Source organism: Salinarimonas sp. (genome assembly GCF_046292825.1).
In the GTDB taxonomy this organism is placed as follows: Bacteria; Pseudomonadota; Alphaproteobacteria; order Rhizobiales; family Beijerinckiaceae; genus Salinarimonas.
The window spans coordinates 1-25,122 of sequence record NZ_JBKBQG010000004.1; the positions used below are offsets into that span (position 1 = coordinate 1).

Below are 25,122 nucleotides of genomic sequence, written 5' to 3' on the forward strand. Positions count from 1 at the left end.
ACCGCGCCGCAAACGGCCGCGCCGCCGCGCGCGGCACCGCCCCGTCAGGCCGCTCCGCCCGCGGCGAGCCCGCCGCGCCAGCGCCAGGCGGCGATCACGCCCGGCGGCGGCTCGGTCGCCAGCGAGTTCCGGCGCCAGACGGTTGCCTATAACGGCCCGCACGGGCCCGGCACGATCGTCGTCGATACCCGCCGCAAGTTCCTCTACCTCGTCCAGGAGGGCGGCACCGCGATCCGCTACGGCGTGGGCGTCGGTCGCGAGGGCTTCTCCTGGCGCGGCACGGAGCGGATCACGCGCAAGGCGGAATGGCCCGATTGGCGCCCGCCCGAGGCGATGCGCCGGCGCCAGCCCGACCTGCCGCGCTTCATGCCTGGCGGCCCGAACAACCCGCTCGGCGCGCGCGCGCTCTATCTCGGCAACACGCTCTACCGCATCCACGGCACCAACGAGCCGGGCTCGATCGGGCGGGCGATGTCGTCGGGCTGCATCCGCATGATGAACGACGACGTGATCGACCTGTACGATCGCGTCCGCGTCGGCACGCGCGTCGTGGTGATGTGAGCGCCCGCGCTCGGGAGCCGTTGCGTCGGCGTGAGATCTGACGCAACGGCGAATGGTAATACATCAAATCGACGAATCTTTTACGCATCGCAGCGCATCATCGACGCAACGAAACTCGTCGACATAGGCGTTGCGCATGCGCGGTTCCCCCTCCTCGCCCATTCGCCGGACCTTCGGTCTCGGCGCCGTGATCGCCGGCACGATCGGCGCCGTCGCCCTCCTCGCCGCCGGCCTCGTCGGCTATCTCGCCTTCGCGCAATCGCAGGCGGCGCTGCTCGAGGCGGCGCGGGAGCGACTGGAGATCGTGGCGAGCGCGCGGGCGCAGGCCTTGCAGGGGCGTTTCGACGGGGCGAGCCGCGACATCGAGGCGCTCTCGGCCAACGCCGCCGTGCGCACGGCGCTGCGCGAGCTCGCCGACGCCTTCCGGCTCAACGCCGAGCAGCGCGCGGGCTTCGTCGCCCATTTCACCGCGCCCGGCGACCGGGAGGAGCGGCTCGCGCGCACCGGCGCGGGGGACACGAGCCTCTATTCCTGGCGCCACGACGACATCCACGGGTCGTTCCGCGCCGTGATCGCCGATCGCGGCTATGCCGACATCCTCGTTCTCGACACGCGCGGCAACGTCGTCTACTCGGCGGCGAAGGGCGCCGATTTCGGCGCCAACGTCCGCGACGAGATCCTGGCCGGCAGCGGCCTCGCGCAGGCCTTCGCGGCGGCGTTCGACCATTTCGAGCCCCAGACCCTCGTCGTCGGCTTCGCGCCCTACGCCGCCGCGGGCGGGGCGCCGTCCGCCTTCCTCGCCCGCTCGGTCTTCCTGCCCGACGGCGTGGGCGACGTCGACGGCGTGCTCGTCTACCGCATCGACCTCGATTTCGTCGCCGCCGAGATCGGCGCGCGCGACGGGCTCGGCACCACCGGCCGCAGCCTGCTCCTCGGTCCCGACGGCGGGCGCATCATGCCGCAGGGCGAGCCCGCGGCGGCGCGCGGCGACACCCTCGTCGAGACCCGCGCCCTCTCCCTCCTCGACGAGCGCTTCACCCTCGTCGTCGAGCAGGCGGCGGAGGAGGCGCTCGCGCGGATCGACCGCACCCGCGACGCGATCCTGTGGGCGACGCTCGGCCTCGTCCTCGCCGCGCTCGTCGCCTCCCTCTTCGTCGGCCGCTCGATCGCCCGCCCCATCGCGGCGCTCGCGGCCGACCTGCGCGCGACCGCCGAGGGCGCCGAGGCGCAGGGCGGCGCATCCGGCGACGAGCGCCACGCCGCACGCCGCGACGAGATCGGCGAGATCGCGCGAGCGGTGGCGACGATCCGCGCGCGGGTGGCCGACGACGCGACGCGCCGGGAGGCGCAGGCCCGCGAGGCGCTCGCCCGGGAGACGCGGGCCCGCGAGGAGGCGATGCGCGCGCTCGCCGCCGATCTCGAGGCCGCCGTCGGCGCCGCGCTCGCCAATCTCGGCCGGGAGGCGGAGGCGCTCGCCCAGGCCGCCGGCGACATGGCGCGCCTCTCCGACAGCGCGCGCGGCAGCTCCGAGCGCGTGGCCGGCGCGGCCGGGGAGGCCGGCCGCTCCGTCGAGGAGGTCGCCCGATCGGCGGACGAACTCTCCTCGTCGATCGCCGAGATCGCGCGGCTCGTCGAGCGCTCGGCCGCGCTGTCGGGCGAGACCGACATCCAGGCGCGGGCCACCGGCGGCGTCGTCGCCACCCTGTCGGAGAGTGCCGCGCGGATCGGCGAGATCGTCGGCCTCATCGAGGCGATCGCGCAGCAGACGAACCTCCTCGCGCTCAACGCCACGATCGAGGCGGCGCGCGCGGGAGAAGCGGGCCGCGGCTTCGCCGTCGTGGCGGGCGAGGTGAAGGGCCTCGCGAGCGAGACCGCGCGGGCGACGGAGGAGATCGGCGCGCAGATCGCGGCGATGCGCGCCGCGACCGGGGAGGCGGTCTCGGCGATCGGCGGCATCGAGACGCGCATCGGCGAGATCGCCCGCGCGATGGGCGCGGTCGCGAGCGCGGTGTCCCAGCAGAGCGCCGCGACCCGCACCATCGCCGCCGGCGCCGCCACCGCGCAATCGGGAGCGACGGGGGTGAGCCGCGAGATCGAAGGCGTTCGCGCGGTCGTCGTCTCGACCGACGAGGCGGCCGAGCGCGTCGTCGCGGCCGCGCGCGTCGTGCGCGACGAGGCGGGCGCCGTCGAGGCGCGGGTGCGGCGCTTCCTGCAGGAGGTGAGCGCCGCGTGAGCCGAGGGCTCGCTCGGCTCGCGCGCGACCGCCTTCGGCATTGACCTCGCGCGCGCGATCCCTATTCCTGCATCGGCGCCGTCCCGGCGCCGCCGGCATGAAGGAGGCTTTCGCGCGATGTCGACCGTCTGGCCCGTCCACGGAGAGATCACCGGCCCGATCGTGATGATCGGCTTCGGCTCGATCGGCAAGGGGACGCTCCCCCTGATCGAGCGCCATTTCACCTTCGACAAGGATCGGTTCACGGTCGTCGATCCGGACGATGCGGATCGCGCGCTGCTCGACGATCGCGGCATCGCCTTCGTGCACGAGGCGGTGACGCGCGAGAATTACCGCGCGCTGCTGACGCCGCTCCTCACCAAGGGCGGCGGGCGCGGCTTCTGCGTGAACCTGTCGGTCGACACCTCCTCGCGCGACATCATGGAACTCTGCCGCGAACTCGGCGCGCTCTACATCGACACGGTGGCCGAGCCCTGGGCGGGCTTCTATTTCGACAAGAGCGCCGGCCCCGCCGCGCGCACGAACTACGCGCTGCGCGAGCGCATCCTCGACGCGCGCCGCGCCGCGCCCGGCGGGCCGACGGCGGTGTCCTGCTGCGGCGCCAATCCGGGCATGGTGTCCTGGTTCGTGAAGCAGGCGCTCGTCAACATCGCGACCGATATCGGCATCGCCTTCGAGGAGCCGACCACGCGGGCCGAGTGGGGCGCGCTGATGCGCCGCGTCGGCGTCAAGGGCATCCACATCGCCGAGCGCGACACGCAGCGCGCCCGCAATCCGAAGCCGCGCGGCGTGTTCGTCAACACCTGGTCGGTCGAGGGCTTCATCTCCGAGGGCCTGCAGCCGGCCGAGCTCGGCTGGGGCACGCACGAGAAATGGCGGCCGGACAACGCGCGCGATCACGACACGGGCTGCGGCGCGGCGATCTATCTCCTCCAGCCCGGCGCCAACACGCGCGTGCGCTCCTGGACGCCGACCGCGCAGGCGCAATACGGCTTCCTCGTCACCCACAACGAGTCGATCTCGATCGCGGACTACTTCACCGTTCGCGAGGGCGACGCGGTCGTCTACCGGCCGACCTGCCATTACGCCTACCACCCGGCGAACGATGCCGTGCTCTCGCTGCACGAGATGTTCGGGCAGGGCGGCGTCCAGCAGCCCGAGCACCACATCCTCGACGAGCACGAGATCGTCGACGGCATCGACGAGCTCGGCGTCCTGCTCTTCGGCCACGAGAAGAACGCCTATTGGTACGGCTCGCAGCTCTCGATCGAGGAGACGCGCAGGATCGCGCCCTATCAGAACGCGACCGGCCTTCAGGTGTCCTCGGCGGTGCTAGCCGGGATGGTCTGGGCGCTCGAGAATCCGGACGCCGGCATCGTCGAGGCCGACGAGATGGATTACAAGCGCTGCCTCGAGATCCAGATGCCGTATCTCGGCCCGGTGATCGGCGTCTATACCGACTGGACCCCGCTCGCCGGCCGCCCCGGCCTCTTTCCCGAGGACCTCGACGAGAGCGATCCCTGGCAGTTCAGGAACATCCTCGTCCATTGGTGAGAGGGCGGGCGCGGGCGCCCGCTCTCCTTTCCCTCAGCGGCTCGCCTTGTCGGGCGCGGCGGAGCGCTCGGGCGAGCGGGGGCCCTTGCGGTGGGGCCGCTTCTCGCCGGGCACGCCGTCCTTGCGCTTGAAGGGCGGGCGGCCCGGCTTCGCGCCGGGGCGGGCGCCGCCGGGGGCGCGCGGACCGGGGGGGCCCTCGGCCGGACGGATCGCGACGCCCTCGTCGTTCTCGCGCCGGGCCGCGCGGGCGAAGCGCTCTGCGTGCTCGCGGGCGATGCCGACGCGGGTGCGGTCCGCCTCGATACGGATCGGCCCCACCTCGTCGCGGGTGACGTGGCCGAGCCGGCAGATCAGCGGCAGCAGCCATTTCGGATCGGCGTTGTCGGCGCGCCCGACATTCAGCTCGAACCAGACGAAATCCGTCGGCCCCGCGCCGCGGCCGCGCCCGCTCTCGCGCGGCACGCGCTCCTCGCGGACATAGTCGCGGTCGCGATCGCGCTCGCGGCGCGGACGGTCGCCGGGATCGAGCGCCTCCTCGGGCGCCGGCAGACGGGCGCGCCACAGCCGCACCAGGGCGGCGGCGACCGCTTCCGGATCGCGGCTCTCGAGCAGAGCCCGTGCGGTCTCCCGCTCCTCGGGGCTCGGCTCCTCGGCGATCACGGGATCGGCGAGGAAGCGCGCGTCGTCGCGCTCGCGGATTTCTTCCGGCGTCGGCGGTCCGGACCATTCCGGCGCGATCCGCGCGATGCGGATCATGTCCTCGGCCTTGCGGCGGCGATTGACCGGCACGACGAGAACGCACATGCCCTTGCGCCCGGCGCGACCGGTGCGCCCGGAGCGGTGGAGCAGCGTCTCGGCGTCGTTGGGCAGATCGGCGTGGACGACGAGGCCGAGATCCGGCAGGTCGATGCCGCGCGCGGCGACGTCGGTCGCGACGCAGACGCGCGCGCGCCCGTCGCGCAGGCTCATCAGCGCGTTGGCCCGCTCGGCCTGGGTCAGCTCGCCCGAGAGCGCCACCGCCGCGAAGCCGCGCTCGAGCAGCGATCCGTGCAGGCGCTTGACCGCCTCGCGCGTCGCGCAGAACACCATCGCCCCGCGCGCCTCGACGAAGCGCAGGACGTTGACGACGGCGTGCTCGACCTCGCCGGGCGCCACGCGCACCGCCCGATAGGCGATGTCGGCATGCGCGCGGGCGCGGTCGATCGTGTCGATCCGCCAGGCGTCGCGCTGATAGGTGCGGGCGAGATCGGCGATCGATTTCGGGATCGTCGCCGAGAACAGGAGCGTGCGGCGCTCCGCCGGCGCCGCCTCCAGGATGAAGGCGAGATCCTCGCGAAAGCCGAGATCGAGCATCTCGTCGGCCTCGTCGAGCACGATCGCGGCGAGCCCGGAGACGTCGAGCGCGCCGCGCTCGAGATGGTCGCGCAGGCGCCCGGGCGTGCCGACCACGATGTCGGCGCCCATCTGGAGCGCGCGGCGCTCGGCGCGCGGGTCCATGCCGCCGACGCAGGAGACGACGCGCACCCGCGCCGCCGCGTAGAGCCAGCCGAGCTCGCGGTGGACCTGGAGCGCGAGTTCGCGCGTCGGCGCGATCACGAGGGCGCGCGGCGCGGCGCCCGGCTCGCGCGCGGTCTCCTGCGCGATCAGCATGTCGCCGAGCGCGAGACCGAAGGCGACGGTCTTGCCGGATCCGGTCTGGGCCGAGACGAGGAGGTCGCGGTCGCGCGCCTCCTCCGCCAGGACGGCGGCTTGGACGGGGGTCGGGTCCTCGTAGCCGCGCGCGGCGAGCGCCTCGGCGAGGAGCGGGTGGAGAGACGGGAACGGCATGGTGGCTCGTGCTTCCGAACGGTCGACGGGTGGCCTCGCGGGGACAAGCCCGAGGCGCGACGAGACGTTCCGACGCGGATGAAGGGCGAGGTGGTGCGAGGGGGCGGCGCTTCGGCGCACGCCCGGAGCGCGCGTCATAGCGCATCGCCGCCGCGAAAGCGAGGAGAATGCGTGGACGGGGCGAAGCGCGGCGGGTGACAGCGGCGCGCGCGTCGACTAGTCAGGGAGAGGCCGATCCGCAGGCGCTCTCTCGGGAGCGCATCGCGAGCCCCGATCCACGAGCCACGAGCCCACGAGCCCCGAGCCAAGAGCCCACGATGCCGAATCAGCCCGCGCCTCTCGTCGTCTTCGATCTCGACGGCACCCTCGCCGACACCGCGCCCGACCTGATCGGCACGCTCAACGTGCTCCTCGCGCGCGAGGGGCTGCCGACGATGCCGACGCACGAGGCGGGCGCGCTGATCGGCGCCGGCGCCCGGGCGCTCATCTCCCGCGGCTTCGCGGCGGCGGGGCGCGAGCTCCTGCCCGAGCGGCTCGACGCGCTGTTCGAGGATTTCCTCGTCCATTACGGCGAGAACATCTGCGTCGGCACGCGTCTCTTCCCCGGCGTCGTCGCGGCCATGGACGCGCTCTCGGCGGACGGCTTTCGGCTCGCGGTCTGCACGAACAAGATCGAGCGCCACTCGGTCGCCCTGCTCGAGCGCCTCGCCATCGCCGATCGCTTCGCCGCCATCTGCGGGCGCGACACCTTTCCCTGGTTCAAGCCGGACCCCCGCCACCTGACGCTGACGATCGAGGCGGCCGGCGGCGATCCGGCGCGCACGGTGATGATCGGCGATTCGCTTACCGACATCGCGACCGCCAAGGCCGCACGGGTGCCCGTCGTCGCGGTGCCCTTCGGCTATTCGGACCGGCCGGTGGCGGAATACGAGCCCGACATCCTCATCGACCATTTCGACGAGCTGCACGGCGCGATCGCGCGGATGATGCGCGCGGCCGCGTGAGCCGGCTGCGGACGATCGCGATTTCGGAGGAGATGATGGTGGGCGCGACAGGGATTGAACCTGTGACCCTTCGCGTGTGAAGCGAATGCTCTCCCGCTGAGCTACGCGCCCTCCGAGGCCCCGTCATTAGGCCGGCGCGCCGCGCGCGTCAAGCAGGCTGCTGCGGGAATCGCGCATGCGACGGCGCGGGCTTGCGCCGCGGCCCGATCTTCGGCTCTACGTGCGGGGCGCCGCGCCGATCGCGCGCGGGGAGAGGTCGGGCGCGGATCCCATGGCGGCACCGGAGCGGAACGACGACAGCGCGGCGGGCTTCGGCTTCGCGGTCTCCGCCTATTTCCTGTGGGGCTTCCTGCCGCTCTACATGAAGGCTCTCGCCCATGTCCCGCCGGTCGAGGTGGTGGCGCATCGGGTGATCTGGTCGATCCCGGTCGCGGGCGCGATCCTGTGGGCGACCGGCCGCACGGGCGATCTGCGCCACGCGCTCGCCTCGCCGCGCACGATGGCGATGGCGGCGCTGACCGCGGCCTTCGTGAGCGTGAACTGGGGCGTCTACGTCTGGGCGATCGGGGCGGGCTACGCGCTCGACGCCGCGCTCGGCTACTACATCAACCCGCTCTTCTCGGTCTTCCTCGGCGCGGTCCTCCTGCGCGAGCGGCTGAGCGGGCTGCAGATCGCGGCGATCGCGCTCGCCGCTCTCGCCGTCGCGGTGCTGACGTTCGAGAGCGGGCGCGTTCCCGTCGCCGCGCTCGCGCTGACGTTCTCGTGGGGCGGCTACGCCTATTTCAAGAAGTCGCTGCCGATCGGCCCAAACCAGGGCTTCCTGCTCGAGGTTTTGATCCTCTCGCCGGCCGCGCTCGCGATCATCGCGCTGATCGTCTCGCGGGGCGAGAGCCATTTCTTCGTCACGGGCGCGGCGGACGGCTGGCTCCTCCTCGGCACCGGCCTCGTGACCGCCGTGCCGCTGATTCTCTACGCCTACGGCGCCAAGGGCCTGCGCCTGTCGACGATCGGCATCCTGCAATACATCGCGCCGACCATGATCTTCCTCACCGCCGTGTTCGTGTTCGGGGAGGAATTCGGCCGCGCCGAGCGCATCGCCTTCCCGATGATCTGGACGGCGCTCGTCCTCTACACCGCCTCGCTCGTCCTCGCCGCCCGCCGGGCGCGGTCGTCGCGGGAGGGGTGAGGGACGGCGGCGTTCACAGGAGCCGCGCGATCATCGCCGCGGCGCGCGCGGCCCCGCCATCGTCGACGGGCGCCGGCGAGCGGGCACGGCCGAGCTCGGAGAGCATCGCCTCGGCGATCGCCTCCGGATGCGCCGTCGCATAGTCCATCCGTCGGCCGACGCCGTATCGCGCGAGCCGGTGCGAGACGTGGAAGCGCTGCTCGAAATGGCTGCGCAGCGGGAAGAACAGGAACGGCGTCCCGGCTGCGGCGAGCTCCATCGTCGTGCTCAGCCCGCCCTGCACGACGGCGAGATCGCAGGCGGCGAGATGGCGGTCGAGATCGGGAACGAAGGCGCGGATCTCGACGCCGGGCGGCGCCTCGAGCGCGGTCGTGTCGATCCGCGGTCCGGCGACCACCAGCATGCGCAGGTCCCGCGCCCTCTCCCGAACGAGCGGCCACGTGCGCAGGATCGTCGCGACGAACGGCGCGCCGACGCCGGACCCGCCCGCCGTGACGATGCACACGCGCTCGTCCGCCCGGTAGCCGAGCGCCTCCCTGAGCCGCGCGCGGGGGCCGAAGCGGCTCGGATGCGCGCCGATCACGTAGCCGGCGAACGCGAAATGCGCGCGCGTCCAGTCGGGGATCTCGGGCAGGCCGGGGCCGAAGGCGCGCGGCACGACGTCCTGCGGCTCGCCGACGAAGATCGCGACGTCGCGGACGCAGGGACGGGTCTCGACGTGCTCGATCATCTCCGCATTGCAATCCGCCGTCAGGGCCTCCTCGGCGCGCCCGCCCTCCGGCATCGGCAGCCAGCCGACGAAATCGGTCAGCCAGGCGAGCGGCGCGCGCTTGAGATCGGGGTGCTCGTGCCAGAAATGGTCGACCTCCCAGGCCTCGTCGGCGACGACGAGGTCGGTGCGCGTCTCCTCGACGACCTCCTGGAACTGCATGAAATTGGCGACGAGCACCTCGTCCATGCGTCGGATCGCCTGGAAGGCGTGCAATTCGTGCTCGCCGGCCTCGAGCTCGATGTGCCGGACCTCGCTAGCCAGGCGGGCGCTGCGCGGATGGATCCGCTCGCCGCTCGCGGCAAGGAGCCGGGTGACCGGGTCCTGCGCCAGCCATTCGATCTCGAGACCGGGGCAGGCCTCCCGCAGTGCCCGCGCGATCGCGATGTCGCGCCGCGCATGGCCGAGGCCGATCGGCGAGGACACGAACAAAGCGCGCCGCGTCGGCCCGGCTCTGCGCCGGCGCGGGCGGCGCCCGATGCGCAGCCGCCGCTCGAGGAACTCGGCGATCGCGGTATTGCAGCGCGCCGGGTAGCGGCCGAGCGGATTGTGCCCGCCGCCTTCGATCGTGAGGAGCTCGCCCCCGGTCGCCTCGACGACCGCCACCGCCCGCCCGTGGGGCTGGATGCGGTCGTCGTCGCCGTGGATCGCGAGGACCGGGCAGGCGATGCGCCGATACATCTGCGCGCTCGTGTCGAAGGACGGCGCGATCGCGCGCGCCTCGATCGTGCGCACGAGAACCTCGCCGCTCGTCTGCGCCGCCCAGCCGAGCGCGTCCTCGATCTGCTTCGTCGCGTGCGGCTCCGAGCAGATCTGGCGGACGAAGAAATCGGCGAAGTCGGCATAGTCGCGCAGCCAATGGTCGCGGTTGTACTTGTCCCAGCCCGAGGGATCGATGCGCTGCGCGCGGAAATGCTCGGGGCGCATGTAGGGATGGGAGGGGCCGATCGTGGCGACGGTCCCGACCAGGATCGCGGCGGCGACCCGCTCTGGATGGTGGGCGGCGAGCATGCAGGCGACGAGGCCGCCGAGCGAGAGCCCGACGAGGACGGCGCGCTCGGTTCCCGTCGCGTCGAGCACCGCGAGCGCGTCGCCGACGCAGCGCTCGAGGGCATAGGCCTCGACCGCCTCCGGCCGGTCCGAGCTGCCATTGCCCCGCGGGTCGTAGGCGATGCATCGGAAGCGCTCGCTGAAATACGGCACCTGCCCCTTGTAGATCCGGGAGTGGACGATGCTCCACGGGGGAACGAAGAGCATCGTCTCGGTGCCGGAGCCGTAGATCTCCGCGTGGATGCGCACGCCGTCGCCTGCCACGACGCTCATCGTCGCTTCGGGCTCTTTCGCGCGCATCGGACCTCTCCTTGCGATGGCGGCTCGAGGCGCGTTCAGAGCGCCCCGTCGGCACGGGGTCGGTCGTGCGCATCGGTGCGCCGGCGCAGGGGGATCAGCATCCGCACCTCGCGGCGATAGCGGCGATAGGCCTCGCCGAACTGCCTGACGAGATCGCGCTCCTCGAGCCGAATGCCGAGGAGAATGTACGCGGTCGTCGCGATCGCGAAGACGAGATGGCCGAGGCTCATCGTCGGCGTCGCCCAGAACGCCACCAGGAAGCCGAGATAGATCGGATGGCGCACCCGCTTGTAGAACAACGGCGTCCTGAGTTCGGGCTTCGGCAGGACGGCTCCGACCGCGTGCGCATGAACCTGGCGCAGGCCGAAGAGCTCGAAATGGTTGATGAGGAACGTGCTCGCGAGCACGATCGCCCAACCCGACCAGAACAGCCCGACGAGCATGGCGGCGGCGAGCGGATCCTCGACGGCCCAGACCGGCTGCGGAAGCGGGCGCCATTGCCAGAACAGCAGCGCGAGCGCGAGGCTCGCGAGGAGCACGTAGGTCGATCGCTCGATCACGGGCGGCACGACGCGCGTCCACAGCCGCTTGAAGCCGCCCCGCGCCATCACGCTGTGCTGGAGCGCGAAGAGGCCGAGCAATGCGAGGTTCACGGCGAGCGAGCCGACGAGAGGCCCAGGCGCGCCGCTGTCGATCGTCTTCGGCACCGGGAGGTTTCCCACGAAGGCGATCGCATACAGGAAAACGCCGAGAAAGAGGACGTAGGCGCCGACCCCGTAGGCCAGGGCGGCGAGCGTGGCGACGGTCTTGCGCATCTGCGTATCCTCCCTTAGAGAGAGAACGCCCCCGTTCGGTCGACCGACCGATTGACGTAGGGTGAACCTGTCGTGAAAGGATGTCAATCGTGACGGAGAGGGACCTCGCCGGCGTCGGCGAAAGCACGGACGCAGGCCCCGGCGGCGCGGGGGAGCCGGGGGCAAGGACGCGCGGGCACCTCCTCGCCGCGGCCCAGACATGCCTGCGCGAGGATGGCTATGCCCGCTTCTCGACGCGGCGCGTGGCGGAGCGCGCGGGCGTGCCGCTCAGCCAGATCCACTACCATTTCAAGTCGAAGCGCGGGCTGCTCCTCGCCGTTCTCGACGACCAGAACGCGCGCCTTCTCGCCCGGCAGGCGGCCACCTTCGCGGTGGACGCGCCCCTCTCCCGCAAATGGGATCTCGCCTGCGATTATCTCGACGAGGACCTCGCCTCCGGCTATGTCCGCGTCCTCCAGGAATTGATCGCGGCGGGTTGGTCGGACCCCGACGTCGCCGCCGCCGTGCGCCGAGACCTGCGCGGCTGGTACGAACTCCTGACGGCGCTCGCCGAGGAGGCCGGTCGACGCTTCGGCACGCTGGGCCCGTTCTCGCCGGCTGAAGTCGCCGCGCTCGTCGGCCACGCCTTCATCGGGACCGAGGCGCTCGTCCTCCTCGGCCTCGACGACGAGTCGGTGCCGGGGCGTCGGGCTCTGCGGCGGGTGGCCGACCTCGTCAGGCGCGCGGAGGCGGCGGAACGCGCGGCCGGCGAGGGCTCGGACGAAGACGGCGGCTGAGATCGGAAGTCGTGTCGCCCGCAGGAGCCCGGTCTGCACGCTGTCGGCAGCGACTCGAGCAGGACCTCGGGAATTCCGGAAGGATGGTGGGCGCGACAGGGATTGAACCTGTGACCCCTACGATGTCAACGTAGTGCTCTCCCGCTGAGCTACGCGCCCGTTCCGTCCGGCGTCTCGCGGGTGGTCGCCGCCGGTGAGGAGGGCCGTATAGCGGACCCTCGGGGGGGATGCAAGCGGGAAAACGCGACTTTGCGCAGCGCTTCCCGCAAGGTCGCCTCAGGCGGCGAGCAGCTTCTCGACCTCGTTGACGAGATCCTTGAGATGGAAGGGTTTGGAGAGGACCTTGGCGTCCTTCGGAGCCTGGCTGTCGGGGTTGAGCGCCACCGCCGCGAAGCCCGTGATGAACATCACCTTGATGTCCGGGTCGAGCTCGGTCGCGCGCCGCGCGAGCTCGATGCCGTCCATCTCCGGCATGACGATGTCGGTGAGGAGGAGCTCGAAGGGCTCCTCGCGGAGCCGATTGTAGGCGGACAGCCCGTTGTCGAAGGAGGTGACCTCGTAGCCGGCGTTCTGGAGCGCCTTGGCGAGGAACCGGCGCATGTCGTTGTCGTCTTCCGCAAGGAGAATCTTCATCTCGTCTGGTCTCGGCTGGCCCGCTTCTGCGCGGCGCGGGTTTGTCGGCGATTCGCGCGCATTCTTCATCAATGCCCGGGCGCGGTAAACAGGGCATGAAGGCGATGTCTCGATTTGACGCGATCGCCGGGCCGCGGGCGGCGCTCACGAGGCCGCGACGGGGCATGGACAGGCGGCCTCGCAGGCCCCACATTCGTCCGGCACGGCAGGCGGCATCCGGCTGCGCGCGCAGTCGCACGAGCGCCTTCTCGGCCGAGGGATCGGCCGCGGGCGGGTCGCGACCCGATGGTCCGCAACACCCAGGGTCTTCAACACCAAGGTCCGCAACATCAAGGTCGGCAACGCAAAGGTCGCATGTCCGCAAGCCTCCCTCCCGATCTCGCCGCAGAGGCCGCGCTCGATCCGGATTTCGCGCCGGCCTTCGTGGTCGAGGCGCCCGCGCGGCTGCGCACCCCGTTCGTCTTCAACGCGCCCCATGCCGGCGCGGTCTATCCGGAGGGCTTCCTCGCCGCCGCGCGCCTGTCGGGCCTCTCGCTGCGCCGCTCGGAGGACGCCCATGTCGACGCGCTGTTCGCGGACGTGGTCGGGCTCGGCGCGCCTTTGATGCGCGCGCGCTTTCCTCGCGCCTTCCTCGACGTCAACCGCGAGCCCTACGAACTCGACCCGCGCATGTTCGACGGGCGCCTGCCGGGCTTCGCCAACACCCGTTCGATGCGCGTCGCGGGCGGGCTCGGCACGATCCCGCGCGTCGTCGCCGACGGGCACGAGATCTACGCCCGCAAGCTCGCCGTCGCCGAGGGCCTCGCGCGCATCGACACGCTCTACAAACCCTATCACCGCGCCCTGCGGCGTCTCGTCGAGGCGACCTGGCGCGGTTTCGGGGTGGCGGTGCTGATCGATTGCCACTCGATGCCCTCCACGAGTCTCGCGCGCGAGCAGGTCGGGCTCGCCGACGTCGTGCTCGGCGACCGCTACGGCACGAGCTGCGCCGGCGTGGTCTGCGACCTCGTCGAGGAGGCGCTGCGGCGGCGCGGGCTCGTCGTGGCGCGCAACAAGCCCTATGCCGGCGGCTTCATCACCGAGCATTACGGCGAGCCGCCCGCCCGCCGGCACGCGCTCCAGGTCGAGATCAACCGCGCGCTCTACATGGACGAGCGCACGCTCGAGCCCCGGCCCGGCTTCGCGCGTCTCGCCGCCGATCTCGTCGGCGCCTTCGAGGAGGCGATGGGGCCGATCACCGCGGCCCTGTGCGCAGCGCCACGGCCCCAGGCGGCGGAATGAAGCCGGGCGTCGGCGCCCTCACTTGAGCCGCTTGCGGATGCGCTCGCTGAGGAAGTCGCGGGTGTCACGATAGGCCTCGAGCCTCTGGCTGCGCGAGCCCGTCGCGAGCGTCGGATCGGGGGTCGGCCAATATTCGACCTCCGCCGCGATCGTGCGCGTCAGCTCGAGGGCGGCGTGGTGCGCCTCCGGGGTGAGGGTGACGATCAGGTCGAAATTGAGCCCCTCCCATTCCTCGAGCTCCTCGAGCGTCCGGCATTTGTGGCGCGAGGCGTCGATGCCGATCTCCTCCAGAGCCGCGATCATGAACGGGTCCGTCTCGCCCCGGCGCACGCCCGCCGATTGCACATAGGTCGAGCGGCCGAAATAATGGCGCGCCAGCGCCTCCGCGGTCGGCGAGCGGACCGCGTTGAAATTGCACACGAACAGGACCGAGTGGACGCGCGCGCCGTCCGCCAAGGGCGTCAGCCTTTCCAGTGCAGGGCGAAGATCAGCGTGAAGATCCTGCGCGCGGTGTCGAAATCGACCTCGACCTTGCCGTCGAGCCGCTCGCGCAGGAGATGGGCCGCCTCGTCGTGCAGCCCCCGCCGCCCCATGTCGATCGCCTCGATCTTCTGCGGAGAGGCGGTTCGGATCGCGGCGTAATAGCTTTCGCAGACGGTGCGGTAATCCTTGATCACCTGCTTGAAGGGGGTGAGCGAGAGGTAATGCGTCATCACCGCCTCGCCGGTCTCGCGCTGGATCTCGAAGGCGAGCTTGTTCTCGACGAGGCCGAGCCGCAGGGCGTAGGGCCCGCCGGCATCCTCGGGAATGGCGAAGCGATTCGCCTCGACGATGTCCCAGATGGCGATGGCGCGCTCGTGCTCCTGATCGGGATTGCCGCGCCCGATCGAGGCCTCGTCGAGCACGACGCGAACGAGCCTGTCCTTGGTGTCCTTCGGCATGCGGGCAAACGCCTCCCCCGGCGCACGGCGCGTCGCGTGCCCCCCGAGCTTACGGCATTTGCGCTGCGATGCGAGAGGCCGAAATGGTCTCAGCGCCCTTCCGACATCGGATCGGACACGCCCCAATAGGGCGTCGCATTGTAATAGCGGTGCACGTGCTCTTCCCATTCGCGCTCGAAGGAGGGGTCGGTGCGCTCGCCGCCCTCGCGCGGGGCCTCGCGGAGCTGGTCGTCCGTCAGGTCGAGGCGGTAGGCGTCGAGGTCGGGGTCGAAATGCAGGACGCCCCAGGGAAGCGTGAATTCCTTGTGCGAGAGCCCGAGCAGGCTGCCGACCCCCATCACCGCATAGGCGACCTTGCCCGAAAGCTTGTCGATCATCACCCGCTCGATCGTGCCGATCGTCTCGCCGTTCGAGCGACGCACGGGCGTGCCCTCGACGCGGTCGGAGGCGATCAGGCGGTGCTTGGTTCGTCCGGTGCCGGTCTCCATGGCGCGCTCCTCGCGTATCCCGATGCTTCGTCGATCGTGGCCGAACTCGGCCTCTGGCGACGAACGCGGCGCGCGCGCCGAGCGTTCCGCGACGCCCCTGTGGAGGAGCGGTGGGCGGCGGTGGAATCGCGGTTGACGCGGGCGATCGTTCCTCTATTGTTCTCTCGCGAGAGCGCCATCGGGGCGTGCTCGTCGCGAACGGGAAGGGGGAGGCTTTGGCGCGCGTCTTGTCGATACCCCCCGGCGCGCCCGTCCTCGCGACCCTCGCCGACGCCCTCCTCTCCGGCCGCCTCGTGCCGGGCTTCCCCGCCCATGCGGGACCGGACGCGCTCGCGTCCGCGACCATCTATCTGCCGACGCGGCGGGCCGCGCGCGCGCTCGCCGCCGAGATCGCCGAGCGCAGCGGCGCGGAGGCGCTCGTCCTGCCGCGCATCGTTCCGCTCGGGGAGGCGGACGAGGCCGAACTCGCGCTCGCCGCCGAGGAGGGGCTCGCGGGGGAGGGCGAGGGGGCGCTGCCGCCGCCGATCGCGCCGCTCGAGCGCCGCCTCCTGCTCGCGCGCCTCATCCAGGCCTGGTCGCAGGCGATCGACCGCGATCTCGCGCGGCTCGACGCCGGAACGCCCTTCCTCGTGCCCTCCTCGCCGGCCGACGCCGTCTCGCTCGCCGGCGATCTCGAGCGGCTGATGGACGATTTCGTGCTGGAAGGCGTGCCCTGGGAGCGGCTCGGCGCCGCGGTCGACGGCGATTTCTCCCGCTATTTCGCCCTCACCCTCGATTTCCTGAAGATCGCCTTCGAGGCCTGGCCGGCGATCCTCGCCGAGCGCGGCGCGAGCGATCCGACGCGGCGCGCGAGCCTTCTCGTCGACGCGGAGGCCGCGCGGCTCGCCCGCGATCCGCCGCGCGGGCCGGTGATCGCCGCGGGCTCGACGGGGTCGATCCCCTCGACCGCGCGCCTGCTTTCGGCGATCGCGCGCCTTCCCGCCGGCGCCGTGGTGTTGCCGGGGCTCGACCGGGATCTCGACGCCTCGGCCTTCGCCGCGGTCCCGGGGGACGGCGTGCGACCGCCGCTCCACAATCATCCGCAGGCGACGATGGCGCGGCTCCTCGCGGGTCCGCTCGGGATCCGGCGCGAGGACGTGGCGATCCTCGGCGGCGAGACGCTGGGGGAGGGCGCCCGCGCGCGCGAGCGGCTCCTGTCGGAGGCGATGCGCCCGGCCGAAACGACGGATGCGTGGGCGCGCATCCCGGCCGCCGAGCGGCTCGCTCTCGCCGCGGCGGGGACGGACGGGATCGCGCTGGTCGAGGCGGCGGACGAGCGGGAGGAGGCGCTCGCGGCGGCGGTCGCCTTGCGCGAGACGCTGGCGGAGCCCGGGCGCATCGCGGCGCTCGTGACGCCCGATCGCGGTCTCGCGCGCCGGGTCTGCGCGGAGCTCGGCCGCTGGGGCGTCGTGGCGGAGGATTCGGCCGGAACGAGCCTCGCGGACGCGCCGGCCGGGCGCCTCGCGCGGCTCGCGGCCGAGGCCGTCGCCGAGGATTTCGCGCCGCTCGCCTTCCTCGCGCTCGTCGAGCACCCGAGCCTGCGCCTCGGCTTCACGGCCTCCGAGGTCGCGCGGGCGCGCGCCACGCTCGAGATCGGGCTCCTGCGCGGGCCGGAGCCGGGCGCCGGGCTCGCGGGGCTGCGCGCGGCGCTCGATCTGCGCCGGATCGAGAGCGGGCGCAGCCGCCGGGTGCCGCGCCCGCGCCGCCGCATCGCGGCCGAGGACTGGGCGCTCGCGGACGCGTTTCTCGCCCGCATGGCGGAGGCCTTCGCCGGCTTCTCCCCGAATGCGGCGGATCCGGAGGCGCGGATCGGGCTGTGCGCGCTCGCGGCCGCGCATCGCGTCACGCTCGATGCGCTCCTCGCCCGTGCGGAGGGCGAAGGAGAGGCCGAGGGGGCCGGGGACGACGACGGCGGCGATTCCGGGGAGGAGGCGCTCGCGACCCTCTTCGACGATCTCGCCCTCGTCGATCCCGACACCGCGCCGGCGGGCCGCTTCGCCGACTACCCCGCCTTCTTCGCCGCTCTCGCGCGCGAGCGGCGGGCGGACGGGGGGACCGGTCGCGCCCATCCGCGGGTGAAGATCCTCGGTCTCCTCGAGGCGCGTCTCCTGCGCGTCGACCGCGTCGTGCTCGGCGGTCTCGACGAGGGGATCTGGCCGCCGCGGGCGAAGGACGACGCCTTTCTCAACCGGCCGCTGCGCGTCGAGCTCGGTCTCGCGCCGCCCGAGCGCCGCATCGGCCAGACCGCGCACGATTTCCTCCAGGCGCTCGGCACGCGCGACGCCGTGATCACCCGCGCCGCCAAGCGCGAAGGGGCGCCGAGCGTGCCCTCCCGCTTCCTGCAGCGCATCGAGGCCTTCGCGGGCGAGACGGCGCACGCGGCGATGCGCGCGCGCGGGGAGCGCTTCCTCGCCATCGCCCGCGCGCTCGACGCCGCCGCCCCGGCGCCGCCCCTGCCGCGCCCGGCCCCGCGGCCGGACCCCGCTCTGTTCCCGCGCCGCCTGAGCGTCACCGAGATCGAGACGCTCATCCGCGATCCCTACGCCATCTTCGCGCGCCACGTGCTCGGCCTCGACGCGCTCGAGGCGATCGCCGCCGAGCCCGGTGCGGCCGATCGCGGCACCATCGCCCACGAGATCTTCAGCCGCTTCGTCGAGGAATACCCGCTTGCGCTGCCCGAGCGCGAGCGCGCGCGGGAGAGCCTGCGGCGCATCGCCGAGGACGCGTTCGCGCCCATCGCGCGCGCCTATCCCGCTCTGCACGCCGAATGGGAGCCGCGCTTCGAGCGGATGGTCGACGGCTTCCTCGATTGGGAATACGAGCGGCGCGCCGGGCTCGCCGAGATCCTCGTGGAACGGGCGGGCGCGCTCGATCTCCTCGTCGGCACGCAGACCGTCACCCTCTCCGCCCGTGCCGACCGCATCGAGCGGCGTCGCGACGGCGGCGCCACGATCGTCGACTTCAAGACCGGAACGCCGCCGTCGAAGAAGATGGTCTTCGCCGGCTTCTCGCCGCAGCTGACGCTCGAGGCCGCGATGCTCGGCGAGGGCGCGTTCACGGGCGCGGCGCCGCCCGCGGGCGAGACGGATCTCCTCTACGTGCACGCCTCCGGCGGAGCCAAGCCCTTCGTCCCCTGCCCGATCGATCCGCCGCGCGGCGATCCGCGCAGCGTGCCCGAGCTCGTGGCCGAGCACCGCGCGCGCCTCGTGGGCCTCCTCGCGCGCTTCCTCGGGGGCGAATACGCCTATCTCTCGCGCCCCTTCGCCCAATACGCGCAGCGTTATTCCGATTACGACCACCTCGCGCGCGTCAAGGAATGGTCCGCGTCGGGCGGCCTCGACGAGGGAGGCGAGCCGTGAGCGGCGAGACGGGAGCGGGCGGGCCGGTGCCGCCGATCATCGCCGAGACGACCGCGCGCCAGCGCCGCGCGGCCGATCCCGCGCGCTCGGCCTGGGTCTCGGCGAATGCGGGTGCGGGCAAGACCAAGGTTCTCGTCGATCGGGTCCTGCGCCTCATGCTCGCGGGGACGCCGCCGGGGCGGATCCTGTGCCTCACCTTCACCAAGGCGGCAGCCGCCAACATGGCGATCCGCGTCTACGAGACGCTGGCGCGATGGGTGGTCGCGGAAGACGCGGCGCTCGACGCCGCGCTCGCCGCGCTCGACGGCGCCGCGCCCGATCCCGAGCGCCGCGCGGCGGCGCGGCGCCTGTTCGCGCGCGCCGTCGAAACCCCGGGCGGGCTCAAGATCGAGACGATCCACGCCTTCTGCGAGCGCCTCCTCCACCTCGCCCCGTTCGAGGCGAACGTGCCCGCGCGCTTCTCCGTGCTCGACGACGCGCAATCGGACGAGCTCGCGGCGGACGCGCTCGGGCGCGTCCTCGCCCGCGCTCGGGGCGGCGACGCCGCGCTCGCCGACGCGTTCCGGACCGTGAGCCTCGTCGCCTCCGGCGACCGGCTCGCCGCCATTCTCGCGCAGGCGCGCCGCCATGCCGGGCTCCTCGGCGACGAGGCGGCGCGCGAGGCCGCGCTCTCCGAGATCGCGCGCGCGCTCGGGCTCGCTCCCGGCGAGGACGAGGCGAGCCTCGTGCGCGCCATGCTGGACGAGGGCATCCCTCGCGCCGAGCGTCTCGCCATCGCCGAGGCGCTCGCCGCGACCGGCAAGGCGATCGACGCCGAGCAGGCGCAGCGCCTGCGCGAGGCCGCGAGCGCGCCGGACGACGTTGCCGCGCTCGGCTTCTATCTCTGCGTCTTCTTCAAGGAGGACGGCCGCGGCGAGCCGCGCGCCGACAGCCGATTGGCCACCAAGGCCGCGGGCGCCGCGACGCTCGAGCGGCTGCGGGCCGAGCAGGCGCGGCTCGTGGCGCTCGCCGACAAGCGCAAGGCCGCCGCCGCCCTCGCGCGCACCCGCGCGCTCTTCGGCTTCGCCGCGGCGATCGAAGCCGAGATCGCCGCGGGCAAGAGACGCCTCGGCGCGCTCGATTTCGACGATCTGATCGGTCGCACCCTCGCGCTCCTGCGCCGCGGCGACGGCGCCTGGCTGCTCTACAAGCTCGACCGCGGCATCGACCACGTGCTCGTCGACGAGGCGCAGGACACCAATCCCGAACAATGGGAGGTCTTGCGCCACATCACCGCCGATTTCCACGCGGGTGCGGGCGCGGCCGGGGAGCGGGTGCGCACCATCTTCGCGGTGGGGGATCCCAAGCAGTCGATCTATTCCTTCCAGGGTGCCGACCCCCGCGCCTTCGAGGCGAGCCGGTTGCTCTGGCGCGCGCGCACGGCCGCGATCGGCCACCCCTTCGACGAGGTGCCGCTCACCGTCTCGTTCCGCTCGACGCCGCGCGTGCTGGAGGCCGTCGACGCGGTCTTCGCGCGGCCGGAGCACGCCAAGGGGCTCGATCCGAGCGATCGGCCCGTGGGCACCGTCCACCAGAGCGCGCGCCCCGGCGCGCCCGGCCTCGTCGAGCTCTGGCCGGTGGTCCGCCCGGCGGCGCGCGAGGAGCCCGACGCCTGGACGCATCCGGTCGATGCGGTCGAGGACAGCGCGCCCGCGATCGTCGTCGCGCGCACCCTCGCGCGGGCGATCCGCACCTGGATCACGACCGGGGACGCGAACGGGCGGGTGCGTCGGCCCGGCGACGTCCTCGTCCTCGTGCGCAAGCGCAACGCCGCCTTCCTCGCCACCATCAAGGCGTGCAAGGATCTCGGCATCCCGGTCGCGGGCGCCGACCGTCTGGTGATCTCCGAGCACATCGCGGTGTCCGACCTCTTGGCGGTCGGTCGCGCCGCGCTCCTGCCCGACGACGATCTGACGCTCGCCTGCGCCCTGAAGACGCCGCTCGTGGCGCTCACCGACGACGACCTCGTGCGCATCGCGGTCGGACGCGGCGAGACCTCGCTCGCGCGCGCCCTCGTGCGTGCGGCGGAAGCGGGGGACGAGGCGGCGGCGCGCGGGGCGCGCGCGCTCGCGCGCTGGCAGGAACTCGCGCCGCTCGGCCCGTTCGGCTTCTACGCGGCGCTCGTCGGGCCGGAAGGCGGCCGCCGCGCGCTCGTCGCGCGCCTCGGCGCGGAGGCGGGGGACGCGATCGACGCCTTCGTCGGCCTCGCGCGCGATTCCGAAGCGCCGCTCGCCCCGTCGCTCGGGCGTTTCCTCGCGGGCTTCGAGGGCGTCACCCGTGAGCTCAAGCGCGATCTGGAGAGCGGCGCGGACGAGGTGCGCGTGATGACGGTCCACGGCGCCAAGGGCCTCGAAGCGCCCGTCGTCGTCGTGCTCGACGATTGCGGCGCCCGCGCCGGGAGCCTCCCGGGGCTCCTCTCGGTCGCGGGCCGCGACGGGACGCCGCTGCCGGTCTGGTCGCCGGGCAAGGACCACGATTGCGCGGCCCTCGCCGCCGCCCGCGCCGCCATGCAGGAGCGACAGGCGGAGGAGACGAACCGGCTCCTCTACGTCGCGCTCACCCGCGCCAAGGACCATCTCGTCGTGGCGCCTTTCCTCAACCGCGCCGAAGGCGACGAGCCGGACGCCGCCTGGGCGGCCATGGTCCGCCGCGCCCTCGTCGAGACCTCCCTCGACGGCGCCGCCGCGGAGGAAGCGACGCTCGCCTACGGCGAGGCGCTCCTGTGGCGCGACCCTCCCGGCGCGCGCTCCGCCGCCGGCACGCAAGCGCAGACCGGCGCGGGCGGAGCGAATTCCGCCGCTGCCGATGCCCGCACCGAACTCCCGGCCTGGGCGACGCGACCCGTCGCGCCCGAGCGGGAGCCGGCGCCGCCGCTGCGTCCCTCGAGCGCGCTCGCCGCTGCCGATCGACGACCGCGGCCGGCCGATCGCCCGTTCGTCGCGCAGGCGCGCCTCGCCGGCACGCTGACGCACGCGCTGATCGAGCGGCTGCCGCGGCTCGATCCCGCCTCCCGCGCCCGGGCGGCGCAGGCCTTCGTCGCCGCGCGCGCGCCGTCGCTGCCGGAGGAGCGGCGGGCGCGCATCGTGGGCTCGGCGCTCGCGATCATCGCGGAGCCCGCGCTCGCGCCGCTCTTCGCCCCCGACGCGCTCGCCGAGGCGCCGGTCGCCGGGCGCGTCCTCCTGCCAGGCGGCGCCACGCTCGCCATTTCGGGCCAGATCGACCGCCTCGCGATCACGCCGGAGGCGGTCCATTTCGTCGACTTCAAGACCGCGGCGCGCCCGCCGGCCGAGGACGCGCCGATCCGAGAGGGCACGCTGCGGCAGATGGCGCTCTACGCGGCGCTTCTCTCGCGCGCGTTTCCGGGTCGGCGGATCGAGGCGCTGGTCGTGTGGACCGCAGGCCCTCTCGTGCGCCGCATCCCCGATCGCGCGCTCGCCGAGGCGCTCGCCCGGATCGCCGCGGACGCCGCGTGAGCGCGTCGCGTCGTCGCCCGTCTTTGCGCAGCGCCCGCGACACCCCACATCGGACGCCATGGTTCGTGTCCTGACCTACAACGTCCACAGTTTCGTCGGTACCGATCGACGGCGCGATCGCGGGCGGGTCGCGCGCGCGATCGCCGAGAGCGAGGCGCGGATCGTCGCCCTCCAGGAGGTGCGCTTCCGGGAAGCGGGCGAGGACGCGCACGCGCTCGCCCGCCTCGCCGACGATCTGAAGATGGATTTCGCCTTCCAGCGCACGGCGCGCTTCGGCGAGGACGAGTTCGGCCTCGCGATCCTCACCGATCGACCGATGCGCCTCGTCAAGGGCGGGCCTCTGCCGCGGCTCGGCCCGGCAATGCCCGAGCGGCGCTGCGCGCTCTGGTGCGCGGTCGACGTGGACGGGCGCGAGGTCGACGTCTTTTGCACGCATCTCGCGGTCCTCTCGGCGCGAGACCGGCTGGCGCAGGCGCAGGCGCTCCTCGGCCCCGACTGGATCGAGGCCGCGAGGAACCCGGCGATCCTCATGGGCGATCTCAATGCCGGCCGCAGCGCCGCCGCCTATCGCCGCCTCGCCGAGCGGCTCGTCTGCGCGCGCGCCGCGACGCCCGAGCGGCACGCGACCTTCCCCTCCTGGATGCCGCTGACCCGGATCGACCACATCATGGGCGCGAACGGCGCGCGCTTCCGCGAGCCGCAGGCGCTGCGCACCCCCACCGCGCGCGTCGCCTCCGACCATCTTCCCTTTGCCGCGAAACTCGCCTTCGAGGATCAGGACTGAGACGCGCGCGCGGCGCTCACGCGAAGAGCGCGAGCTGTGCCGGGTCGGCGGCGCGGGCGCTCGGACCGCGGGCGGGCTTCTCGAACAGGTCGGTGCGCAGGCGCAGCCGCTTGTCGCGGGCGTTGAGGCCGAGCCGCCGCGCGGCGGTCTCGAAGCGGCGCCCGATCATCCACGCGTAAGGCCCCTGGCCCGTCTGCCGCGCGCCCCAGGCGGCGTCGTATTCCTTGCCGCCGCGCGTGTCGCGCACGAGGGAGAGGACCCGCTCGAGCCGGTCCGGGCGGTGCTCGAGGAGCCAGTCGCGGGCGAGATCCTTGAGCTCGTGCGGCAGCCGCAGGAGCACGTAGCCCGCCTCCCGCGCGCCGGCCGCATGCGCCGCGTCGAGAATGCGCTCGATCTCGTGATCGTTGATCGCCGGGATCACCGGCGCGACGAGCACCGTCACGGGAATGCCCTCGTCGGTGAGCCGGCGGATCGCCTCGAGGCGCTTCTGCGGAGACGCGGCGCGCGGCTCCATCGCCCGTGCGAGCGCGGGGTCGAGCGTGGTGAGCGAAATTGCGACCTTGGCGAGCCCCGCTTCCGCCATCGGCCCGAGGAGATCGACGTCGCGCGTCACGAGGGCGGATTTCGTCACGATCCCGACCGGGTGGCGGGTCCGCGCCAGCACTTCGAGCACGCCGCGGGTGATCCGATAGCGCCGCTCGATCGGCTGGTAGGGATCGGTGTTGGCGCCGAGCGCGATCGGGCGCGGCTCGTAGGATGGCGCGGCGAGCTCGCGCGCGAGGAGCTCGGCCGCGTTGGGCTTGGCGAAGAGCTTCGTCTCGAAATCGAGTCCCGCCGAGAGGCCGTGATAGGCGTGGGTCGGGCGCGCGAAGCAGTAGAAGCAGCCGTGCTCGCAGCCGCGATAGGGGTTGATCGAGCGATCGAAGCCGATGTCGGGCGACGTGTTGCGGGCGATGATGGTGCGCGGGCGCTCCGTCGTCACCTGCGTGCGCAGCGCCGGCACGGGCTCCTCGTCGAGGGGGGCGCGCGGATCCGCGCCGTCCTCGAGGAAGGCCTCGCGCGAAAAGCGCTCGAAGCGGCCGGTCTCGTTCGTCGAGGCGCCGCGCCCCCGCCGCTCCCGCTCGGCGAGCGCATCCGGCCGCCCGTGGACGAGCGCCTTGGCCCGCCGATCGAGCTCGCGCTGGCCGCCGATCAGGACATGCCGACCGGTTCCGGTCCCGTGGGCGGGCGCACGTTGCGCGGTCTGGGCGATCGGGCTCATGCTCTCGTCTCCCTTCTGGAGAGGTGCCGCTTCTGGAGACGTCCTGCGGAATCGCGCTCCGATTCGGTTACGTTCCGCCTTCGTTCCGGGTTCCCTTCTACGAACAAAAAGGGAACTGCGCAAGTCTCATCCGGAGATCGCCCCATCTTCCGTGCCACGCGCTGCCCCAGCGGCATCGACCGCGCCGCATTCTGTTGCGCCGCAGCATCACCTCTTCACGCCGATTTTCGTTTATGAAGAGGCATGATCACGGCTCTCGTTCACCATCGCGGCGGCAACGTCGCCCTGCTCGGCGCGACGTTGTCGGCGCTCGTCACCGGCGTGGCGCAGGGCGTCGTCGCGGATGCGGTGGTGATCGCGCCAGAGGCGAGCCCGGACGTCGCGACGATCGCGGACGCTGCCGGGGCTACCTTCGTCGTCGCCGCCTCCGAGCCATGGCGGGCCGGGGCGCAGGCCGCGCGGCGGGATTGGCTCCTGTGCCTCGAGGCGGGCGACGTGCCGATCGACGATTGGCCGCGCACGCTCGACCGTTTCTGCGCGCTGGCGGGGAACGGGGCCGCGATCGGCCGCCTCGTGCGGGTGCCCGCGCGCCCGCGCGACTGGCTCGCGCTGCCCTTCGCGCGCCTCGGCTCCGGCCCGCGCGCGGGCGATCTCGCCCATCGGCGGCATCTGGAGGAGGGCGCGAGGCCGCGGATCGATCGCGTCGCCGTGCGCCTCATCCGCGAGCGCGATCTCTCCCGCGAGTAGAG

Annotated in this window: 19 protein-coding genes and 2 tRNA genes; 11 read left to right on the forward strand and 10 right to left on the reverse strand. The window is 73.0% G+C overall.

Annotated elements, in window-relative coordinates; genetic code table 11:
* The 3 genes from ACK4UM_RS03280 to ACK4UM_RS03290 form a co-directional block, all read left to right on the forward strand.
* A partial coding sequence (locus ACK4UM_RS03280) for a L,D-transpeptidase (protein ID WP_409795580.1) occupies nucleotides 1-561 on the forward strand: 561 nt, incomplete at its 5' end.
* A 136-nt stretch (nucleotides 562-697) separates the two neighbouring features.
* A complete protein-coding gene (locus tag ACK4UM_RS03285) occupies nucleotides 698-2,794 on the forward strand; it encodes a methyl-accepting chemotaxis protein (RefSeq protein ID WP_409795583.1) in 2,097 nt (698 codons plus the stop codon).
* A gap of 117 nt (nucleotides 2,795-2,911) precedes the next feature.
* Nucleotides 2,912-4,348, forward strand: coding sequence for a homospermidine synthase (locus ACK4UM_RS03290; protein WP_409795586.1), 1,437 nt, complete (start codon nucleotides 2,912-2,914; stop codon nucleotides 4,346-4,348).
* Nucleotides 4,349-4,381: 33 nt separating this feature from the next.
* On the opposite strand, the gene ACK4UM_RS03295 is transcribed toward ACK4UM_RS03290, so the two are convergent.
* On the reverse strand, nucleotides 4,382-6,175 hold the full coding sequence (locus ACK4UM_RS03295; protein WP_409795588.1) for a DEAD/DEAH box helicase: 1,794 nt from the start codon (nucleotides 6,173-6,175) through the stop codon (nucleotides 4,382-4,384).
* Between the two features lie 317 nt (nucleotides 6,176-6,492).
* On the opposite strand from ACK4UM_RS03295, the gene ACK4UM_RS03300 reads away from it, so the two are divergent.
* Nucleotides 6,493-7,179 carry an HAD family hydrolase gene (locus ACK4UM_RS03300; RefSeq protein ID WP_409795591.1) on the forward strand — a complete coding sequence of 229 codons (687 nt, stop codon included), beginning with the start codon at nucleotides 6,493-6,495 and terminating at the stop codon, nucleotides 7,177-7,179.
* Nucleotides 7,180-7,215: 36 nt separating this feature from the next.
* On the opposite strand, the gene ACK4UM_RS03305 is transcribed toward ACK4UM_RS03300, so the two are convergent.
* Nucleotides 7,216-7,290 (reverse strand) — tRNA-Val (locus ACK4UM_RS03305).
* A gap of 160 nt (nucleotides 7,291-7,450) precedes the next feature.
* On the opposite strand from ACK4UM_RS03305, the gene rarD reads away from it, so the two are divergent.
* Nucleotides 7,451-8,365: an EamA family transporter RarD gene (gene rarD, locus ACK4UM_RS03310; protein ID WP_409795594.1), complete on the forward strand. Its 915-nt coding sequence runs from the start codon at nucleotides 7,451-7,453 to the stop codon at nucleotides 8,363-8,365.
* Between the two features lie 13 nt (nucleotides 8,366-8,378).
* Here the strand turns inward: rarD and ACK4UM_RS03315 are convergent, their stop codons facing one another.
* Together ACK4UM_RS03315 and mddA are read right to left on the reverse strand one after the other, a co-directional pair.
* Nucleotides 8,379-10,484 carry an alpha/beta fold hydrolase gene (locus tag ACK4UM_RS03315; RefSeq protein ID WP_409795596.1) on the reverse strand — a complete coding sequence of 702 codons (2,106 nt, stop codon included), beginning with the start codon at nucleotides 10,482-10,484 and terminating at the stop codon, nucleotides 8,379-8,381.
* A gap of 35 nt (nucleotides 10,485-10,519) precedes the next feature.
* Nucleotides 10,520-11,299 (reverse strand): methanethiol S-methyltransferase, encoded by a 780-nt coding sequence (mddA, locus tag ACK4UM_RS03320; RefSeq protein WP_409795599.1) that lies wholly within the window; start codon nucleotides 11,297-11,299, stop codon nucleotides 10,520-10,522.
* Nucleotides 11,300-11,388: 89 nt separating this feature from the next.
* Here mddA and ACK4UM_RS03325 point away from each other — a divergent pair, with 89 nt between their 5' ends.
* Nucleotides 11,389-12,075, forward strand: a complete 687-nt coding sequence (locus tag ACK4UM_RS03325) for a TetR/AcrR family transcriptional regulator (protein ID WP_409795602.1) — start codon at nucleotides 11,389-11,391, stop codon at nucleotides 12,073-12,075.
* An 84-nt stretch (nucleotides 12,076-12,159) separates the two neighbouring features.
* Here ACK4UM_RS03325 and ACK4UM_RS03330 read toward each other — a convergent pair.
* Together ACK4UM_RS03330 and cpdR are read right to left on the reverse strand one after the other, a co-directional pair.
* Nucleotides 12,160-12,234: transfer RNA gene (locus ACK4UM_RS03330), tRNA-Val, on the reverse strand.
* A 117-nt stretch (nucleotides 12,235-12,351) separates the two neighbouring features.
* Nucleotides 12,352-12,708: a cell cycle two-component system response regulator CpdR gene (gene cpdR, locus ACK4UM_RS03335; RefSeq protein WP_409795605.1), complete on the reverse strand. Its 357-nt coding sequence runs from the start codon at nucleotides 12,706-12,708 to the stop codon at nucleotides 12,352-12,354.
* 354 nt (nucleotides 12,709-13,062) lie between these two features.
* On the opposite strand from cpdR, the gene ACK4UM_RS03340 reads away from it, so the two are divergent.
* Nucleotides 13,063-13,989, forward strand: coding sequence for an N-formylglutamate amidohydrolase (locus ACK4UM_RS03340; RefSeq protein WP_409795608.1), 927 nt, complete (start codon nucleotides 13,063-13,065; stop codon nucleotides 13,987-13,989).
* Nucleotides 13,990-14,007: 18 nt separating this feature from the next.
* Here ACK4UM_RS03340 and ACK4UM_RS03345 read toward each other — a convergent pair whose 3' ends face one another.
* The 3 genes from ACK4UM_RS03345 to ACK4UM_RS03355 all read right to left on the reverse strand — a co-directional run bounded on the left by ACK4UM_RS03345 (nucleotide 14,008) and on the right by ACK4UM_RS03355 (nucleotide 15,418).
* On the reverse strand, nucleotides 14,008-14,445 hold the full coding sequence (locus ACK4UM_RS03345; protein WP_409795611.1) for a low molecular weight phosphatase family protein: 438 nt from the start codon (nucleotides 14,443-14,445) through the stop codon (nucleotides 14,008-14,010).
* Between the two features lie 5 nt (nucleotides 14,446-14,450).
* Complete coding sequence (locus ACK4UM_RS03350; protein WP_409795613.1) at nucleotides 14,451-14,930, reverse strand: UPF0262 family protein; 480 nt, start codon at nucleotides 14,928-14,930, stop codon at nucleotides 14,451-14,453.
* Nucleotides 14,931-15,019: 89 nt separating this feature from the next.
* Nucleotides 15,020-15,418: a PRC-barrel domain-containing protein gene (locus ACK4UM_RS03355; RefSeq protein ID WP_409795616.1), complete on the reverse strand. Its 399-nt coding sequence runs from the start codon at nucleotides 15,416-15,418 to the stop codon at nucleotides 15,020-15,022.
* A gap of 227 nt (nucleotides 15,419-15,645) precedes the next feature.
* Here ACK4UM_RS03355 and addB point away from each other — a divergent pair, with 227 nt between their 5' ends.
* Genes addB through ACK4UM_RS03370 form a run of 3 tightly spaced genes read left to right on the forward strand, consistent with a single transcriptional unit; the run spans nucleotide 15,646 to nucleotide 23,112 of the window.
* Nucleotides 15,646-18,816 carry a double-strand break repair protein AddB gene (gene addB / locus ACK4UM_RS03360; protein ID WP_409795619.1) on the forward strand — a complete coding sequence of 1,057 codons (3,171 nt, stop codon included), beginning with the start codon at nucleotides 15,646-15,648 and terminating at the stop codon, nucleotides 18,814-18,816.
* Nucleotides 18,813-22,328, forward strand: a complete 3,516-nt coding sequence (addA, locus tag ACK4UM_RS03365) for a double-strand break repair helicase AddA (RefSeq protein WP_409795621.1) — start codon at nucleotides 18,813-18,815, stop codon at nucleotides 22,326-22,328. Before addB ends, addA begins: the two co-directional genes overlap by 4 nt.
* Before the next feature lie 58 nt (nucleotides 22,329-22,386).
* Nucleotides 22,387-23,112 carry an endonuclease/exonuclease/phosphatase family protein gene (locus ACK4UM_RS03370; protein ID WP_409795624.1) on the forward strand — a complete coding sequence of 242 codons (726 nt, stop codon included), beginning with the start codon at nucleotides 22,387-22,389 and terminating at the stop codon, nucleotides 23,110-23,112.
* Between the two features lie 16 nt (nucleotides 23,113-23,128).
* Here the strand turns inward: ACK4UM_RS03370 and ACK4UM_RS03375 are convergent, their stop codons facing one another.
* Entirely contained in the window at nucleotides 23,129-24,373 is a 1,245-nt protein-coding gene (locus tag ACK4UM_RS03375; RefSeq protein ID WP_409795627.1) for a PA0069 family radical SAM protein, read from the reverse strand.
* A gap of 243 nt (nucleotides 24,374-24,616) precedes the next feature.
* On the opposite strand from ACK4UM_RS03375, the gene ACK4UM_RS03380 reads away from it, so the two are divergent.
* Nucleotides 24,617-25,120, forward strand: coding sequence for a hypothetical protein (locus ACK4UM_RS03380; protein WP_409795630.1), 504 nt, complete (start codon nucleotides 24,617-24,619; stop codon nucleotides 25,118-25,120).
* The last annotated feature ends 2 nt before the right edge of the window (nucleotides 25,121-25,122 follow it).

What these genes read in the sequence shown, in the direction of transcription:
- ACK4UM_RS03380 (WP_409795630.1), top strand. Translation starts at nt 24,617, where the DNA reads ATGATCACGGCTCTCGTTCACCATCGCGGCGGCAACGTCGCCCTGCTC.
- ACK4UM_RS03355 (WP_409795616.1), bottom strand. Translation starts at nt 15,418, where the DNA reads ATGGAGACCGGCACCGGACGAACCAAGCACCGCCTGATCGCCTCCGAC.
- mddA (WP_409795599.1), bottom strand. Translation starts at nt 11,299, where the DNA reads ATGCGCAAGACCGTCGCCACGCTCGCCGCCCTGGCCTACGGGGTCGGC.
- ACK4UM_RS03340 (WP_409795608.1), top strand. Translation starts at nt 13,063, where the DNA reads ATGTCCGCAAGCCTCCCTCCCGATCTCGCCGCAGAGGCCGCGCTCGAT.
- ACK4UM_RS03300 (WP_409795591.1), top strand. Translation starts at nt 6,493, where the DNA reads ATGCCGAATCAGCCCGCGCCTCTCGTCGTCTTCGATCTCGACGGCACC.
- ACK4UM_RS03350 (WP_409795613.1), bottom strand. Translation starts at nt 14,930, where the DNA reads ATGCCGAAGGACACCAAGGACAGGCTCGTTCGCGTCGTGCTCGACGAG.
- ACK4UM_RS03370 (WP_409795624.1), top strand. Translation starts at nt 22,387, where the DNA reads ATGGTTCGTGTCCTGACCTACAACGTCCACAGTTTCGTCGGTACCGAT.
- ACK4UM_RS03315 (WP_409795596.1), bottom strand. Translation starts at nt 10,484, where the DNA reads ATGCGCGCGAAAGAGCCCGAAGCGACGATGAGCGTCGTGGCAGGCGAC.
- ACK4UM_RS03375 (WP_409795627.1), bottom strand. Translation starts at nt 24,373, where the DNA reads ATGAGCCCGATCGCCCAGACCGCGCAACGTGCGCCCGCCCACGGGACC.
- rarD (WP_409795594.1), top strand. Translation starts at nt 7,451, where the DNA reads ATGGCGGCACCGGAGCGGAACGACGACAGCGCGGCGGGCTTCGGCTTC.
- cpdR (WP_409795605.1), bottom strand. Translation starts at nt 12,708, where the DNA reads ATGAAGATTCTCCTTGCGGAAGACGACAACGACATGCGCCGGTTCCTC.
- ACK4UM_RS03285 (WP_409795583.1), top strand. Translation starts at nt 698, where the DNA reads ATGCGCGGTTCCCCCTCCTCGCCCATTCGCCGGACCTTCGGTCTCGGC.
- ACK4UM_RS03295 (WP_409795588.1), bottom strand. Translation starts at nt 6,175, where the DNA reads ATGCCGTTCCCGTCTCTCCACCCGCTCCTCGCCGAGGCGCTCGCCGCG.
- ACK4UM_RS03290 (WP_409795586.1), top strand. Translation starts at nt 2,912, where the DNA reads ATGTCGACCGTCTGGCCCGTCCACGGAGAGATCACCGGCCCGATCGTG.